Here is a 14,094-nt window from a genome sequence, read left to right as displayed (position 1 = left end):
GAAGCAGACGGGAAGCTCATCTACGAAGCCAAGGATCTGCGGGTCGGACTCTACGATCCCAAGGACCTGGCCTGATACAATCGCATTCTGGGGGAACAGGGCATGCGGCGCGTCGTCGTCACCGGCATGGGCATCGTCTCATCCATCGGCAACAGCCTGGACGATGTCCGGGCCTCGCTCCATGACGCCCGGTCGGGAATTGTCGCGGCGCCGGAGTACGCCGAGCTTGGCTTCCGGTGTCAGGTGCACGCCGATCCCGGGCTGGACTGGGAGGCCGCCGTCGACCGCCGGGCCGCCCGCTTCCTGGCCCAGGGGACGGCCTTCGGTCATATCGCCATGGAACAGGCCATCGCCGACTCCGGGCTGGGGGAATCCGAGGTCTCCCACGAGATGACCGGCCTGATCGTCGGCTCTGGCGGACCCTCGACCAAGGCGATCATCGACTCGGCCGCCACCGCCCGCGAGAAGGGCCCAAAGCGCGTCGGTCCCTTCGCCGTGCCCAAGGCCATGAGCTCGGGCGTGTCGGCCGTCCTCTCGACCTGGTTCAAGATCCGCGGCCTGAACTATTCCATCTCCTCGGCCTGCGCGACCTCCACACACTGCATCGGCGCCGCCTATGAGCAGATCGCCCTGGGCAATCAGGACGTGATCTTCGCCGGAGGCGCCGAGGAGCTGCACTGGACCCTCTCCGTCCTCTTCGACGCCATGGGCGCGATGAGCTCGAACTTCAACGACCGGCCGGCCGTGGCCAGCCGCGCCTACGATGTGAATCGCGATGGGTTCGTCATCGCCGGCGGCGCAGGAATCCTGGTGCTCGAGGAACTCGAGCGGGCGAAGGCCCGAGGGGCGAAGATCTACGGCGAGATCGTGGGTTATGCGGCGAACTCCGACGGCTTCGATATGGTCGCCCCCTCGGGCGAGGGCGCCGTACGCTGCATGCGCCAGGCCCTGTCCCGGGCCGGACACCGCAAGGTCGACTATCTCAATCCGCACGGCACCTCGACGCCGGTGGGCGACATCAAGGAGATGGAGGCGGTCCGCGAGGTATTCGGCGACGCCGCCCCCGCCATTTCCTCGACCAAGTCCCTGACCGGGCACAGCCTCGGCGCCGCCGGGGCCCAGGAGGCGATCTATTCGCTCCTGATGCTGAACGGGGGTTTCCTGGCCGAGAGCGCCCATATCGAGACCCTGGACCCCGCCTTCGAGGGCCTGCCGATCCTGCGCCGGCGCGAGGACCGGCAGGTCGAGACGGTCATGTCCAACAGCTTCGGCTTTGGCGGCACCAACGGGTGCCTCGTGATGTCCCGGGTCTGACCCAAACCCTTTCCCCACCCATCAGGAGACGCGAAGTGGCCGACGACTACGACATGCCCCGGGGCGAGCTGATGAAGGGCAGGCGCGGGATCATCACCGGGGTGGCGAACCACCAGTCCATCGCCTGGGGCATCGCCAGCCAGCTGGCGGCCCAGGGCGCAGAGATGGCCTTCTTCCACCTTCCGGGCATGGAGCGCCGGGTCCGACCCCTGGCCGAGGGCGTCGGCGCGACCGTGATCGAGCCGGTCGACGTCACCGACGACGCCAGCATGGACGCGGGCTTCGCCGCCGTGGAGGCGGCCTTCGGCAAGATCGACTTCTTCGTCCACGCCCTGGCCTTCGCCCCCCGCGACCAGATCAAGGGCTCCTTCGTCGAGAACGCCACGCGGGAAGGCTTTCGCACCGCCATGGACATCTCGGCCTACAGCTTCGTGGACTGCGCCCGCCGGGCCAGCCGGATGATGCCGGACGGCGGGTCCCTGGTCACCCTGACCTACCTCGGTTCCGAGCGGGCCATCCCGAACTACAACACGATGGGCGTGGCCAAGGCGGCGCTCGAGGCCGCCACCCGCTATATCGCCCGGGACCTCGGTCCCCAGGGCATCCGGGCCAACGCCATCTCTGCGGGCGCCATGCGGACCCTGTCCCTGGCGGGAATCTCCGGCGGCCGCGCCATGCTGGCTCAGGGCCGGGCCCTGTCGGCGCTCAAGGAGGACACCTCCATGGAGGGCGTTGCGGGCGCCGCCCTTTGGCTCCTGTCCGACCTTGGCCGCTCGACCACCGGCGAGGTGGTCCATGTGGACGCCGGTTTCCACATGATGGGCCTTCCGGACGACTCCGAGGAAGGCTGAGCCTCCTCAGGCTCCGTAGGCCCGGACGAAACGGCTCGCCGCCTCCCGGGCGATGCGGTCGATCGTCGCCGGGGCGAGGTCGGACTCCACGCCGAGGAGCCTTCCGGTCTGGTGCGATCCGATCACCATTCCGGCGAAGAACTCCGCCGCCAGGGCGGGGTCGTCGACCCTCAGGCGCCCGGCCCGCGTCTCGCCCTCCAGGAAGGCGGCCAGCCGCAGCCTTGAGGTGCGGGCTCCGGTCTCGAAGAAGGTGCGCGCCAGGTCGGGCATCTCCCCGGCCCCCTGGATGTGTATCCTCAGGAGGGCGATGGAAGACGGCGTCGCGATGGACTCCAGCACCACCCGGGCGTATCCGGCCAGGGCCTCCTCCGGTCCCTCCCCCGACCCCGGATTGTCCAGGTGCGCCGTGATTTCATCGACCCGTCGCTCGATCAGCACCCGGACAAGCTCGGCCTTGGATCCGTAGCGGTTGTAGACCGTCTGCTTGGAGACCCTCGCCCGGCGGGCGATCTCCTCGATGGAGGCCGCCATGCCGCGTTCCGCGATGGCCTGTCGCGCCGCCTCGAGGATCGCCGCGCCCTTGGACTCGTCCACCTGACCCATTCGCCGCGGCATCAGATCCTCGCCCCACAGCAGATCGACGCCCCGCCGGCTCCTGCAGGCTGCATGGGGCTCTTCAGGCCCATCATGTTCCCCCCTTGTCCTTGCTGGGAGCTTCCCCTCTCCCTTGCGCCTACCTTGATCCGCACTGCGCTCGCGCACAACTCCCGAATGGGCCCGGACGTCCATCCAAATCCGGCCATTGCGCCGGACCCCCTGTCAGCGGCATATCGCCTCATGGACGCGGATGTGATCATCGCCGGGGCCGGCATGGCCGGCGCGACCCTGGCCCTGGGCCTCGCCCGCAGCGGGCTCAGGCCTCTGCTGGTGGACTCCCAGCCCTTCGACGCCCAGCTGGCGCCCGCCTTTGACGGCCGCGCCTCCGCCATCGCCTATTCCAGTTTCCGCCAGTGGCGCGCCCTGGGCCTGGCCGGCGACCTGGAGCCTTACGCCGAGCGGATGAACGAGATTCTGGTCACGGACGGCCGGACGCCCGGTCCCTCTGCTGGAGCCCCGGCCTCGGCCTTCCTGCGGTTCGACGCTGCGGAGATCGCCGACAGGTCGGAGGGCGAGCCCCTCGGCTACATGATCGAGAACCGCCACATCCGCGCGGCCCTGGCCGCGGCCGTCCGGCGCGAAGGGGTCGAGGTCCTGGCCCCTGCACGGGTCGCCGACGTCGACTTCACGCCGGGCGAAGCCCGTGTCCGGCTGGCGGATGGCCGGATCCTCGCCGCCCCCCTGGTGGTCGGCGCCGATGGCCGGGCCTCCGCCGTGGCCGCCGCCGCCGGCATCCGCAGCACGGGCTGGGCCTACCGCCAGACCGGCGTCGTCGCCACGGTCCGCCTCGACCAGCCGCATGGCGGGGTGGCGCACGAGTACTTCCTGCCCTCCGGCCCCTTCGCCATCCTGCCCCTGACCGGGCAGCGCGCCAGCCTGGTCTGGACCGAGCCGCCGGCCCGGGCCCAGGCTCTGAAGACCGCCCGGCCCGAGGTCTTCCACGCCCACCTTCAGAGACGGTTCGGCGACCTTCTCGGCAGGCCGCGCCTGGACGGGGAGGTCTTCACTTATCCCCTGTCCCTGCATCTTCCCGAGACCAGCATCGCCCCCCGCGCCGCCCTCGTCGGCGACGCCGCCCACGGGGTGCACCCCGTCGCCGGACAGGGGCTGAACCTCGGCCTGAAAGACGCCGCGGCCCTGGTCCAGGTTCTGGTGGAGGCCGTCCGCCTGGGGGAGGACATCGGCTCGGAGGCCGTCCTCGATCGCTATGCGCGCTGGCGCAGCGTCGACAATATCGGGCTGGCGGTGGCGGCGGACGCCTTCGTCCGCCTGTTCTCCAATGACAATCCCGTCCTGCGCGCCGCCCGGGGCCTGGGGCTTGCGACCGTCAACCGCATCGGACCCGTCCGCCGCTTCTTCATGCAGGAGGCGGGGGGCGCCGTGGGCGACCTGCCCCGTCTGCTCCGGGGCGAGACGCCCTGAAGCGGCCTCAGAGCTCGCGGGCTTCCTCGGGCAGCATCACGGGCACCCCGTCGCGCACAGGATAGGCCAGCCCGGCCTTCCGGCTGATCAGTTCGCCGGCGGCGCGGTCGTAGTCCAGCGGCCCATGGGTCACCGGGCAAACGAGGATTTCCAGGAGGCGGGGGTCGAGCCCGGGGTCGAGGTCCGGCAAGGGGGCGTCGTCAGGCGTATCGGTCATGGCGTCCTACTGGAGGGTCTCCGGGGTCCCGTCATCGTCTCCCAGGGCGTCCATCTCGAGGAGGGCGGTGAGCACATCCTGCCGGTCCGCCCTGTCCGGCGCCTCGAGAAGGGCCTGCTTCTCCGCAGGAGAGAAGGGAAGGCTCATGGAAAGGCCGGCGACCAGCTCATCGAGCGGGGCCGCATTCAGGGCCGTGTCGTCTATGTCGAGCTCGCGCCGGTTGAGGTAGGCGCGGAGGGCCCGCGCCAGACGGGTCCGGTCGCCGCCGACCCGACGGCCCGGCTTCAGGTCATCCGTAAACGGAGTAAAGTCCGCGCGAACCTGTCGATAGGGGGTCGTCCGATCGAGCTCGTCGATGATCCGGAACCGACAGACCCCCGTCAGCGCGATAAGGTAGTCGCCCTCTGCGCCGTCCCGGAACCGGGTGACCCGGCCGGCGCAGCCGATGCGCGCCAGGCTGGGCCGGGCCTTGTCGCCGCCGGTGGTCTGGACCATCCCGATCATTCTTTCCCCGCCCATGACGTCGTCCAGCATGTTGAGGTAGCGCGGCTCGAAGATCCGCAGGGGGAGTTCTGCGCCGGGCAGCAGCAGGGCCCCGTCCAGGGGAAACACCGGCAGGGTCTGCGGCAGCTCGATCCTGAGTGCGGGAGGCGCCATGGGTTCAGGCAAACAGGATCGCCGACAGGCGGCGACGCCCCTGCCGGGCCAGGTCGGAGGCCGGTCCCGCCGCCTCGAAGACGGTGAGAAGCTGGGCCCGGGCGGCGCCCTCGTTCCACTCGCGATCGGCGGCGATGATCTGCAGGAGGTGGTCCATGGCCGTCTCCAGCCGTCCGGCGCCGGCCAGGGCGCGGGCCAGCTCGAAGCGCGCCTCGTGGTCGTCGGGATCGGCGGCCAGGCGGGCCTCGAAGGCGGCGGTCTCGGCCGGCGCGGCGCTGGCCAGGGCGAGGGCGGCGCGGACGCTCTCCAGGCCGGGATCCCGGGCCCCCTCCGGCGCCATGGCGGCGATCTCGGCGGCCCGCTCCGGGTCGCCCCCCTCGAGGTAGACCTTCGCCATGCCTCCCAGGGCGCGGACATCCTTGGGGTCGACCTGCAGCACCCGGGCGAAGGCCTGGGCGGCGGTGTTCAGGTCGCCGGCCTCCAGGGCCTCGCGGCCAACCGCCAGCAGTTCGTCCGTCTCATCCGCCGGCGCCTGGGCGGCGAGGCGTTCGACGAAGGCCTTGATCTGGCTCTCCGGCAGGGCGCCCGTGAAGCCATCCACCGGCCGGCCGCCCACGAAGGCGAAGACGGCGGGGATGGACTGGACCCTCAGCTGGCCCGCGAACTGGGGATTCTGGTCGATGTCGATCTTCACCAGCTTCACCTTGCCCCGGGCGGCTGTAACGGCGCGCTCGATGGCCGGGCCCAGCTGCTTGCAGGGTCCGCACCAGGGCGCCCAGAAATCGACGATCACCGGGGTCTGTCGCGAGGCCTCGATGACGTCGGCCATGAAGCCCGCGTCCGTCCCGTCCTTGATCAGACCGGCCGGGGCCGCGCCGCCGGCAGGGGTCGGGTTTTCACCGATCAGGGCCATGAGGGTCTCCGTAGGGAAGTTGAGGCTGCAAGATGGACCTTCCGGGCCGCCGCTTCAACGCGCAGAAAGGGTTGTGAGGGCGAGCTCCGGAAAATCCACCACGAGGGGCTCGCGCTGCAGGTGCGCCAGGAAGGCCCGGAGGCCCGCCTGGTCGATCGTGGTGGTGGCCGTGTTCTCCAGGGGATGGAAGCTGACCTGTGCGGCCTCCGCCAGGGCCAGGTCCAGCACCAGGCGCACCCTGCGCCGGGGATCATTGGCCAGGGCGAACAGGGTCACAGAGCCCGGCGTGACCCCGAGGGTCTCTTCCATCAGCTCCGCCGGCCCGAAGGACAGGCGGGCCGAGCCGATCACCGTGTGCAGGCGCTTGAGATCGATGGCCGTGTCGTCCTTCGCGCAGACCAGCCACAGGTCGCCCCGGGCGTCCTTCAGGAACAGGTTCTTGGTGTGGGCGCCGGGGATCTGCGCCTTCACCTCCGCCCCTTCGCCCACCCGGAAGACCGCGGGATGGTCCAGGGTGGCGTGGGCGATCCCCAGGTGGTTCAGGAGGGCGAGAAGGCCGGGCCGGTCGAGCATGGCGCTCCTTACTCCCGCCCCGCCCGCGGGAAAAGCGGTGGACGCTCCGCGCGCGGCCTCGCTAAGGGGAAGGACAGGACAGGACAGACCAGGACCGGGAGCCCGCCATGGAGCTTGAGTGCTATCCCACCACCGACCGCCCGCCGGAGATCGTTCCGGGTCGGCCCCAGCGCGCCTGGATGGACAAGTTCGTCGCCCGGCACCCCTATCGCTGCCTGCCCCTGTCCATGGCCAACACCACGGGCTGGGAGATCCTCTGCCCCATGAGCTTCACCGCCGAGTGGAACGGCGGGGTCATGCAGGAGGACATCACCCTCACCCCCGACCGGCCGCACCCGGAGTTCCACCGCTTTGTCATGAGCCACTTCTCCTCGGGGGTGGTGACCATGCATCCGGGCTATCTCTTCCGCACCCCGCCCGGCTGGTCGGTCATGGTCCAGGGTCCGCCCAACCACGTGAAGGACGGCATCCAGCCCCTGTCGGGCCTGGTCGAGACCGACTGGCTGCCCTTCCCCTTCACCATGAACTGGATCTTCACCCGCCCGGGCCGGGTGCGGTTCGAGAAGGGCGAGCCCTTCTGCTTCATCACCCTGATGAAGGACCGCGAGCTGGCCGACTTCCAGCCGGTGATCCGCTCCATGGCCCGAAACCCGGAGTTGCGCGGGCAGTACGAGGCCTGGGAAAAGCACCGGGCCGAGTTCAACCGCCGGATCATGCGCTTTGACCCCGAGGCCACCAAGGAGGCCTGGCAGCGCTTCTACTTCCGGGGCGAGTTGCCCGACGAGACCGGCCCCGCCCCCGCCGCACACGTCAACAAGCGCCGCCTGAAGACCCCGCGCTTCATGGGCTGAGTCCCGCTTGCCAAGCCCGCAGGCCTCTGCCATAAGCCGGCTCCCGAACATCGGGGCCCCTACAGGGCCTCACGGAGCGCGGGCGTAGCTCAGGGGTAGAGCACAACCTTGCCAAGGTTGGGGTCGGGCGTTCGAATCGCCTCGCCCGCTCCAGAATCGGAAATCCGCCAGCCTGATGTCCCCCTGGTTCCGGGGCGCAGTCGGCGACCTTGAACCCGCACGGACCCCGGAAGCCAAGACCGCATGCCCCAACCCAAGTTCATGACGTACACGGAGCGCCAGGAGGCCTCAGCCGCCGCCAAGAAGGCGATGCTGGAGCGCCTCAAGCCCAGACCCCACGTCATGGATCCCGACCTGGAGGCCCGCAAGGCCGCCGCCGCCGCCGAGCTGGAGGCCGTCCGCGCCGCCCGCAACGCCGAGCGCGCCGCCAAGCGCGCCGCCGCCGCGGAGGCCGAGCGCCTGCGCCTGGAGGACGAGGCCATCACCCAGGAAGCCCGCGACCTGGAGCTCCGCGCCCGCCAGAAGGAAGCCCGCGACCTCCGCTACCTCGCCCGCAAGCAGAAGCGGAAGTAGGCGGGCGTCGTCCGAGGGCGAGCTGAACGAGGCCACTCTCAAGATTCGGCGTTCCAGGCGGCGCGGATGGCCATCCTCAAGGCGTGGCGGGAATCCCGTTCCGGGTCGAGCGGGCGGGGGCTTGCCGCGAAGTCTCCCCCTTTCTCCCCCCATCCCCCGAACTGCGCTAGGCTTGCGCCCGGGCAGTTCAGGAAGGGGCTTCCATGAGCAGTTTCGACGCCGATCCGGGCCATGTCGGCACGGGTCCCCTCGGGCAGAGGGCGCACCGGCGTCACATCGACCACTCCGCCCGGCTGGAGCGCCGGCTGCACGCCGTGCGGCCGGGGGTCTGGACCCTGGTGGGAAACGGCCTGTCCAACCAGACCTTCATCGAGGGGCCGGAGGGCCTGATCGCCATCGACACCGGCGAGAGCGTGGAGGAGATGCGCACGGCCCTGGCGGAGGTGCGGGCCCATACCTCCGCCCCCTTGGCGGCGGTGCTCTACAGCCACTTCCACTACATCGGCGGCACGAAGGCGGCCCTGGACGACGCCGGTCGCGCCGACCTGCCGATCCTGGGGCATGAGCGCATCCCCCTGAACCTCGCGCGCACCTCGGGCGAGATCGGCCCGGCCTATTCCCGGGGCCTGATCCACCAGTTCGGCCTGCGCCTGCCGCCGGAAGGGCCGGACGCCCTGGTCAATGAGGGTCTGGGCCTGCACTTCCGTAATCCCGAGCACGCGCCCTTCACCCCGGGGTACGTTCCGCCTACGGCGTTCTTCCGGGGCGGCGAGCGGCTGACCCTGGCGGGGCTGGCGGTGGAGATCCACCACGCCCCCTCCGACGCCGACGACAGCGTCACCTTCTGGTTCCCCGAGCTTTCGACCTGCGTCCAGAACCTGGTCTGGCCGACCCTTTTCAACGTCTTCGCCATCCGCGGCGAGGCGTACCGCGATCCCCAGGTCCTGCTGGAGGGGATCGACCACATCCTGTCCCTGGAGCCCGAGCATCTGTTGGGAACCCACGGCCCGCCGGTCTCCGGAGCGGCCGGCGTCGCCGCCCGGGTGACGCGTTACCGGGATTCCATCCAGTTCCTCTGGGACCAGACCGTCCGGGGCCTGAACCGCGGCCTGACCGCAGACGCCCTGGCCCACCAGGTGCGCCTGCCCTCAGCCTGCGAGGACGACTACCTGACGAGCGAGTTCTACGGCGTGGCCGAGCATCATGTCCGGCAGATCGCCGCCGGCCTGCGCGGCTGGTTCGACGGCGAGCCGGGCAAACTCTTCGTCCTGCCCCCGGCCGAGCGGGCGCGGCGGCTGGTGGAGGGGTTCGGCGGGGCGGCGGAGGTACGCGCCCAGGCGACGGCGGCCAAGGGGTCGGGCGACCTGCGCTGGGCCCTTGAGCTGGCCTCCTGGCTGGTGGGGCGGACGGAGGCGGAGGCCGGCGACCGAGGCCTGCTGGCGGGGGTCCTGCGCGCCATCGCCCAGGGGACTCCGGCCGCCAACATCCGCAACTGGTGCCTGACCCGGGCCCTGGAGCTGGAGGGCGCCCTGGACCTGTCGCGGGTGGCCGAGCACCGCCTGCGATCCGCCCAGCTGGCGGGGCGGCCACCGCGGGAGGTCCTTCAGCTGATGCGCGTCATGGTCGATCCGGTCTGGGCGGAGGGGATCGACCTTCACATGGGCTTCGACTTCCCCGACGCCGAGGCCGCCGGCCTGCACGTGCGCAATGGCGTCAGCGTCGCCACGGATGGGGCGGGGGCGACGACCTGCCTGTCCGTTCGCTGGGCGGACCTTGTCCGAGCCCTGAGCGGCGAGGTCCGGCTGTCGGAGCTGGAGGCCTCCGGGGCCCTCGCCATCACCGGCGACGCCGACCTGGCCCGCCGGGCCCTCGCCGTCTTCGACCTGCCCGGGCTGCGGGGCTGACATGGCTTTCCGCGCCCTCCTTCCCGCCCTTGTCCTGCTGCTGTCCGGCGGCGCCGCCCTGGCCGATCCCTGCGACGCCGTGCCGCAGAAGGGCGACCTCCCCAAACCCCTGGCCCGCGGCGAGCGCTTCTCGGGCCCCGTGGTGCATGTGGCCGACGGGGACTCCCTCTGCGTTGCGGTGGGGCCGCGGCGCGGGATCGACTGGGTGGAGGTGCGGCTGGCCGATTTCCACGCCCCGGAACTCAAGGAGCCCGGCGGCCGGGAGGCCCGCGACACCCTGAAGAGACTCACGAACGGGCGTCGGGTGGACTGCCTCTCCCGGGGCCGGACCTGGGACCGGGTCGCCGCCGACTGCCGGCTGGGCGGGCGTTCCCTGGGCGAGCGGATGCGATCCGCAGGGGTGGCCGAGGGCGGACGGGGCAAGGGGGAGGCCGTAAGGTCCCGCTGACGCCTCCGGGATGGCGGCGCCGTCCGATCAGCGCGCGCGAGGCGTCCTGGGGCGGGGGGCCGCCAGGGCGTGGGCGGCCTTGAGCGCGGACACAAGCCCAGCCTCGTCCACGGCCGAGAGGTCGCACCGTGTGGCGCCCATCCGGCCCCATCCGCCCGGCACGGGAGAGAAGGCGGCCGGGTCCTGCTCGCAGAAGAAGTCTCGCAGGTCGGGGTCGAACATCAGATTGATGTCCGCACCGTCACCGGCCAGCGTCGCGAAGGTCTTGCGCGGCGTCCGGAGCGCCGTCCGGTCAAAATGAGGGCGCTCGGAGGCGCCCTCAAGGCTCAGGGCGAGTTCCTTCGCGCGGGCGGGTGTCACGGCCATAAATCCCCGTCTAACATGGCGGCCCTGCCGACGTCAGGTCGGTGTCAGCGGGGCCCGCCCTGCAGACCGCGCCGTGACGCCGGATGACCCGATCGCCCGGGCGGCGGCCGACGTGACCGGGCTCTACACCCGCCATGGGGACCTCTGGGACCGGGTGCGGGGGCCGGACCTGCGCCTGGAGGCCGGCTGGAGGGGGCGGTCCACCGAGGTGACGCCCTCCGTGCACTTTTACGGCAGGCTTTCCGGCTTTCGGGGCCGTTCAGACGTCGCCTCTGCGGCCGACGCCCTCTCGGTAGACATGCTGTCGGTAGCCGCCGCGGTCCGGCGGTAAGGCAGCCACAACGCCACACTCGTGCCCGCACCGTTCTTGCCGCTTCCAGTCGTCAGCTGGGCGTTCAACGCCTCAGCGCGAGCGGTCATGTTGACGATGCCCTTGCCTGCAGCCGGGGCTGACCCTTTCAGACCGACGCCATTGTCGGAAAACTCGACCAGTACGCCGGGCAACCCATTCCGAAATTCGGCGCGGCAACGAACTTCGATCTCCGTTGCTGCAGCATGCTTGATCACATTGGTGACGACCTCCTGGAAGATGCGCAGCACCTGCAACGTATTGGGCGCATCCAGCCAGTCGAGAGGGGGGATGGCGTCGACATTCCATTTGAGCGCGATACCGGCCTGTTCGAGATCGGCCTGCGTCCTCTGCCTGAAGCTACCCAAGACAAGTGAGACATCGCCTTCGCTTGGCTCCAGAGAGTCGATCGCGATCTTCAGGTCGGAAATCGAGCGTTTCAGGATGCCGACCGAAGGCCCCTGTTCATCCTGCCTTCGGGCGACGGCCAGCGCGGTGACCAGGTTTGATCCGATCCCATCATGGATCTCTCGCATGAGCCGCGACCGTTCCTGTTCGACCGCCGCGCTCACCTCAAGCTGTCGGCGCGCCGCTTCGCTTTCCCGCAGTTCACGCGTCGCTTCTGAAACCTGTACCGCCAGTTCTTCGTTCATGCCCTCGACCTTCGTGAGGGCGAGCAGAACGCGTCTTCCGACGGCAAAGCAGAAGGCCGAATAGACGATAAGGCCGCCATAGGGTTGCAGGTAGAATTCAGCGCCATCCCAAGTGCGCGCCATTAGACCGAGGTCGTGCACGGAAAACAGGAAGGCCGTTGTGATCGCCACGAACATGACAAGTGAATCCAGCCGCGGATTGACGATCGCATGCCGCATGAAGAGCCAAATCACCCAGAGTGAAACCGGGATGCACGCCAAGTACGAAAGGGTCATCCCGAAAATGAGGTCTGTGAAAGAGATGTGGAGCAACAAGATAGCCAGCGCACAAAGCCCCAAGAATCCGACGACACGTCGACGGTTAGGCAATTCGATGAAAGCGGCTACAAACCCGTAGATAACCACCATCAGGACAAACAGTGATAAATGGGTCAAACTCCAGAATAAATCTCCGTTATTGAAAAGAGGAGCATCCGCATAGTAATGGATATTGCGCGCAAACCAGACAACGCCGACTAATCCCATCCAGCCAAAAATGCTTTCCTGGGGTCGAACAGACCAGAACAGGAGAATGGCCAGGGTCAGGATGGCGAGGACGCCGTTGACCACCTTCGGGCCTTCGACCCGGGTCAGCCGCCGCCATTCATGGGCCGCCCGGATCGCATCGAAGCCGCCCACGCGCAGATCGCCCACCCGAAGCGCCGCCGGATAGGCCGCGTCGACCCTCAGTACCAATTCGTTGCCATCTTCGCGAAGCAGAGCTTCCGGCAAGAGGCCCATGCGTGGCTTGTTCCAGCCATACTCGAACCGGTCGCCGACGCCAAAGCTGCGGTAGATATCCACTCCGTTCAGATAGACGACGATCCGCTCCGCGGTGTGGTCGGTCTCGAAGGCGAGCGGCCCCGGCCCTGCATCGCTCCGGGAAAAGCGCACCCGATACCATGCCGTAACGTTCTTGTCGGGATTGTACGGGACCACGTCACGCAGAAGCCGCTGACCGGTGATGGGCTTCTGCTCCCAGCCGGTCTTGGGGATTTCGCTTGTCTGCGACAAGTTCACTTCCGCCTGCCGGTAATCGAGCAAGGTTCCGGTCTGGACGTGTCGGTCCAAAAAGGGAGAGGCGCCGGTCGTTTCCGAGCGTGCGGGACCGCCCAGGACAAGAACCAGAAACGCCAGAAGCAGAAAACCGCCTCGCGGCCGAAACAAAGCCGCCCTAAAGGCCATTCAGGAGACCCCTGCTCGAGGCCTCAAACACCGCTTCGGAGCGCGAGCCCACCTCCAGCTTACGGTAAAGCCGCTTGACGTAGGTTCCCACCGTCTGCGCGGAGATGCCCAGCAGGGTGGCGATCTCGCCATAGCTGTAGCCCCGCGCCAGCAGGCCGAGCACCTCCGTTTCCCGCTCCGACAGCACCTCCTGCTGCGCGTCCGACGTGTCGGGGCGAAAGCGCTCCAGCAGCTTGCGCGCTATGAAGGGGTTGATGGGGGAGCCGCCGCGCCGGATCTCCCGGATGCCCTGCACGCAATCCTCCAGGTTCTCGTCCTTCAGCAAGTAGCCTTTCGCCCCGGCCTTGATGCTGTCCAGCACCTTCTTGTGATCGGCGAACATGGTGACGACGATGACATCGGCGGCGGGGTGGAGCGACACTGACGAGCGGATCAGGTCAATGCCCGAACCGTCCGGAAGGCCAAGGTCACACATCAGCACGTCGTAGCCGCCCGCTCGAACCAGCTTGACGCCTTCAGCATAATTTCGCGCGGTGTGGCTGACTTCAACATCGCCGCTGGCGTCGATAAGGCGGGTAAGCTGCGCCAACACCGCTGGATCATCTTCTATGACGGCAGTGCGAATCGCCATTCCGCAACTCCCCCACGAAGGGTCAGACCGATAAGGAAATCACAATAGGCGTGCGAATTTGTTCGTGTGTCCCATGAATAGGGGACACGGCGTGCAGTGCAACCCGGAGCTTCGCTGCGGCGAGTGCAATCCCCGGGCCACGAACACTGGCGCTTTCCCCTGATTTTCTGCGGCCAGCTCCGCCTTCTCCGGGCCATCACTCCGCGTCCCCAATCCATGGGACAGACAGCTTCATGGTTTCTGGTCGTTAATGCTCCGCAGAGGCCGGGCGCCGGGAAAACGCGCCCGGGTTGCGGCGCGACGACAGGAAGGACGAGAAGATGCGAAGATTTCTGACCGCAGCGGCGGCCCTGGCCCTGGTGGTTCCGGGATCGGCGATGGCGGCGAGCGACGGCACGCCCGGGGCCACCAGCACCGGCAACTTCCAGGTTTCGATGACCGTGGTGAGCGCTGCGGGTGGGCCGAGCGTCCAGGTCAGCGAGCTGGATGAT

The 14,094-nt window shown here is 68.9% G+C and carries 15 protein-coding genes and 1 tRNA gene; 8 read left to right on the top strand and 8 right to left on the bottom strand.

Annotated features, from left to right (window positions below; genetic code table 11):
• Window positions 1-102 precede the first annotated feature (102 nt).
• Both fabB and INE98_RS13235 read left to right on the top strand, forming a co-directional pair.
• Window positions 103-1,314 carry a beta-ketoacyl-ACP synthase I gene (fabB, locus tag INE98_RS13240; protein WP_293539471.1) on the top strand — a complete coding sequence of 404 codons (1,212 nt, stop codon included), beginning with the start codon at window positions 103-105 and terminating at the stop codon, window positions 1,312-1,314.
• A 35-nt stretch (window positions 1,315-1,349) separates the two neighbouring features.
• Window positions 1,350-2,165 (top strand): enoyl-ACP reductase, encoded by an 816-nt coding sequence (locus INE98_RS13235; protein WP_293539470.1) that lies wholly within the window; start codon window positions 1,350-1,352, stop codon window positions 2,163-2,165.
• Between the two features lie 6 nt (window positions 2,166-2,171).
• Here INE98_RS13235 and INE98_RS13230 read toward each other — a convergent pair whose 3' ends face one another.
• Window positions 2,172-2,780, bottom strand: a complete 609-nt coding sequence (locus tag INE98_RS13230) for a TetR/AcrR family transcriptional regulator (protein ID WP_293539468.1) — start codon at window positions 2,778-2,780, stop codon at window positions 2,172-2,174.
• A gap of 222 nt (window positions 2,781-3,002) precedes the next feature.
• On the opposite strand from INE98_RS13230, the gene INE98_RS13225 reads away from it, so the two are divergent.
• A complete protein-coding gene (locus tag INE98_RS13225; RefSeq protein ID WP_293539466.1) occupies window positions 3,003-4,244 on the top strand; it encodes a UbiH/UbiF/VisC/COQ6 family ubiquinone biosynthesis hydroxylase in 1,242 nt (413 codons plus the stop codon).
• Between the two features lie 7 nt (window positions 4,245-4,251).
• Here INE98_RS13225 and INE98_RS13220 read toward each other — a convergent pair whose 3' ends face one another.
• Genes INE98_RS13220 through INE98_RS13205 form a run of 4 tightly spaced genes read right to left on the bottom strand, consistent with a single transcriptional unit; the run spans window position 4,252 to window position 6,604 of the window.
• Window positions 4,252-4,461: a Trm112 family protein gene (locus INE98_RS13220; protein WP_293539465.1), complete on the bottom strand. Its 210-nt coding sequence runs from the start codon at window positions 4,459-4,461 to the stop codon at window positions 4,252-4,254.
• A 6-nt stretch (window positions 4,462-4,467) separates the two neighbouring features.
• Entirely contained in the window at window positions 4,468-5,118 is a 651-nt protein-coding gene (locus INE98_RS13215) for an LON peptidase substrate-binding domain-containing protein (protein ID WP_293539464.1), read from the bottom strand.
• A 4-nt stretch (window positions 5,119-5,122) separates the two neighbouring features.
• On the bottom strand, window positions 5,123-6,031 hold the full coding sequence (locus INE98_RS13210; RefSeq protein WP_293539463.1) for a co-chaperone YbbN: 909 nt from the start codon (window positions 6,029-6,031) through the stop codon (window positions 5,123-5,125).
• Window positions 6,032-6,085: 54 nt separating this feature from the next.
• The gene (locus INE98_RS13205; RefSeq protein ID WP_293539461.1) at window positions 6,086-6,604 is read right to left on the bottom strand and encodes a prolyl-tRNA synthetase associated domain-containing protein; all 519 of its coding nucleotides are present in this window, start codon (window positions 6,602-6,604) and stop codon (window positions 6,086-6,088) included.
• A gap of 107 nt (window positions 6,605-6,711) precedes the next feature.
• Between INE98_RS13205 and INE98_RS13200 the strand changes: the two genes are divergently transcribed.
• The 5 genes from INE98_RS13200 to INE98_RS13180 all read left to right on the top strand — a co-directional run bounded on the left by INE98_RS13200 (window position 6,712) and on the right by INE98_RS13180 (window position 10,380).
• Complete coding sequence (locus INE98_RS13200; protein ID WP_293539460.1) at window positions 6,712-7,455, top strand: DUF6065 family protein; 744 nt, start codon at window positions 6,712-6,714, stop codon at window positions 7,453-7,455.
• 78 nt (window positions 7,456-7,533) lie between these two features.
• Window positions 7,534-7,608, top strand: a tRNA-Gly gene (locus INE98_RS13195).
• A gap of 90 nt (window positions 7,609-7,698) precedes the next feature.
• The gene (locus INE98_RS13190) at window positions 7,699-8,028 is read left to right on the top strand and encodes a DUF6481 family protein (RefSeq protein WP_293539458.1); all 330 of its coding nucleotides are present in this window, start codon (window positions 7,699-7,701) and stop codon (window positions 8,026-8,028) included.
• Window positions 8,029-8,231: 203 nt separating this feature from the next.
• Window positions 8,232-9,932, top strand: coding sequence for an alkyl sulfatase dimerization domain-containing protein (locus INE98_RS13185; protein WP_293539456.1), 1,701 nt, complete (start codon window positions 8,232-8,234; stop codon window positions 9,930-9,932).
• A 1-nt stretch (window position 9,933) separates the two neighbouring features.
• The gene (locus INE98_RS13180; RefSeq protein WP_293539454.1) at window positions 9,934-10,380 is read left to right on the top strand and encodes a nuclease; all 447 of its coding nucleotides are present in this window, start codon (window positions 9,934-9,936) and stop codon (window positions 10,378-10,380) included.
• Window positions 10,381-10,407: 27 nt separating this feature from the next.
• Here the strand turns inward: INE98_RS13180 and INE98_RS13175 are convergent, their stop codons facing one another.
• The 3 genes from INE98_RS13175 to INE98_RS13165 form a co-directional block, all read right to left on the bottom strand.
• Window positions 10,408-10,740: an MmcQ/YjbR family DNA-binding protein gene (locus INE98_RS13175; protein WP_293539453.1), complete on the bottom strand. Its 333-nt coding sequence runs from the start codon at window positions 10,738-10,740 to the stop codon at window positions 10,408-10,410.
• A 234-nt stretch (window positions 10,741-10,974) separates the two neighbouring features.
• Window positions 10,975-12,972: an ATP-binding protein gene (locus INE98_RS13170; protein ID WP_293539451.1), complete on the bottom strand. Its 1,998-nt coding sequence runs from the start codon at window positions 12,970-12,972 to the stop codon at window positions 10,975-10,977.
• Window positions 12,962-13,603: a response regulator transcription factor gene (locus INE98_RS13165; RefSeq protein ID WP_293539449.1), complete on the bottom strand. Its 642-nt coding sequence runs from the start codon at window positions 13,601-13,603 to the stop codon at window positions 12,962-12,964. The genes INE98_RS13170 and INE98_RS13165 overlap by 11 nt, the downstream gene beginning before the upstream one ends.
• Between the last annotated feature and the right edge of the window lie 491 nt (window positions 13,604-14,094).

The sequence above is a fragment of the Phenylobacterium sp. genome (assembly GCF_020253645.1).
GTDB lineage: Bacteria > Pseudomonadota > Alphaproteobacteria > Caulobacterales > Caulobacteraceae > Phenylobacterium.
Note: the sequence above shows the minus strand (reverse complement) of the source record. Positions and strands in the feature narration are given on the sequence as shown.

Excerpts from the sequence above, each read along its gene's own strand:
- INE98_RS13170 (WP_293539451.1), bottom strand. The coding sequence starts at position 12,972 with ATGGCCTTTAGGGCGGCTTTGTTTCGGCCGCGAGGCGGTTTTCTGCTT.
- INE98_RS13200 (WP_293539460.1), top strand. The coding sequence starts at position 6,712 with ATGGAGCTTGAGTGCTATCCCACCACCGACCGCCCGCCGGAGATCGTT.
- INE98_RS13180 (WP_293539454.1), top strand. The coding sequence starts at position 9,934 with ATGGCTTTCCGCGCCCTCCTTCCCGCCCTTGTCCTGCTGCTGTCCGGC.
- INE98_RS13230 (WP_293539468.1), bottom strand. The coding sequence starts at position 2,780 with ATGCCGCGGCGAATGGGTCAGGTGGACGAGTCCAAGGGCGCGGCGATC.
- INE98_RS13225 (WP_293539466.1), top strand. The coding sequence starts at position 3,003 with ATGGACGCGGATGTGATCATCGCCGGGGCCGGCATGGCCGGCGCGACC.
- INE98_RS13205 (WP_293539461.1), bottom strand. The coding sequence starts at position 6,604 with ATGCTCGACCGGCCCGGCCTTCTCGCCCTCCTGAACCACCTGGGGATC.
- INE98_RS13215 (WP_293539464.1), bottom strand. The coding sequence starts at position 5,118 with ATGGCGCCTCCCGCACTCAGGATCGAGCTGCCGCAGACCCTGCCGGTG.
- INE98_RS13185 (WP_293539456.1), top strand. The coding sequence starts at position 8,232 with ATGAGCAGTTTCGACGCCGATCCGGGCCATGTCGGCACGGGTCCCCTC.
- fabB (WP_293539471.1), top strand. The coding sequence starts at position 103 with ATGCGGCGCGTCGTCGTCACCGGCATGGGCATCGTCTCATCCATCGGC.
- INE98_RS13210 (WP_293539463.1), bottom strand. The coding sequence starts at position 6,031 with ATGGCCCTGATCGGTGAAAACCCGACCCCTGCCGGCGGCGCGGCCCCG.
- INE98_RS13165 (WP_293539449.1), bottom strand. The coding sequence starts at position 13,603 with ATGGCGATTCGCACTGCCGTCATAGAAGATGATCCAGCGGTGTTGGCG.
- INE98_RS13220 (WP_293539465.1), bottom strand. The coding sequence starts at position 4,461 with ATGACCGATACGCCTGACGACGCCCCCTTGCCGGACCTCGACCCCGGG.
- INE98_RS13190 (WP_293539458.1), top strand. The coding sequence starts at position 7,699 with ATGCCCCAACCCAAGTTCATGACGTACACGGAGCGCCAGGAGGCCTCA.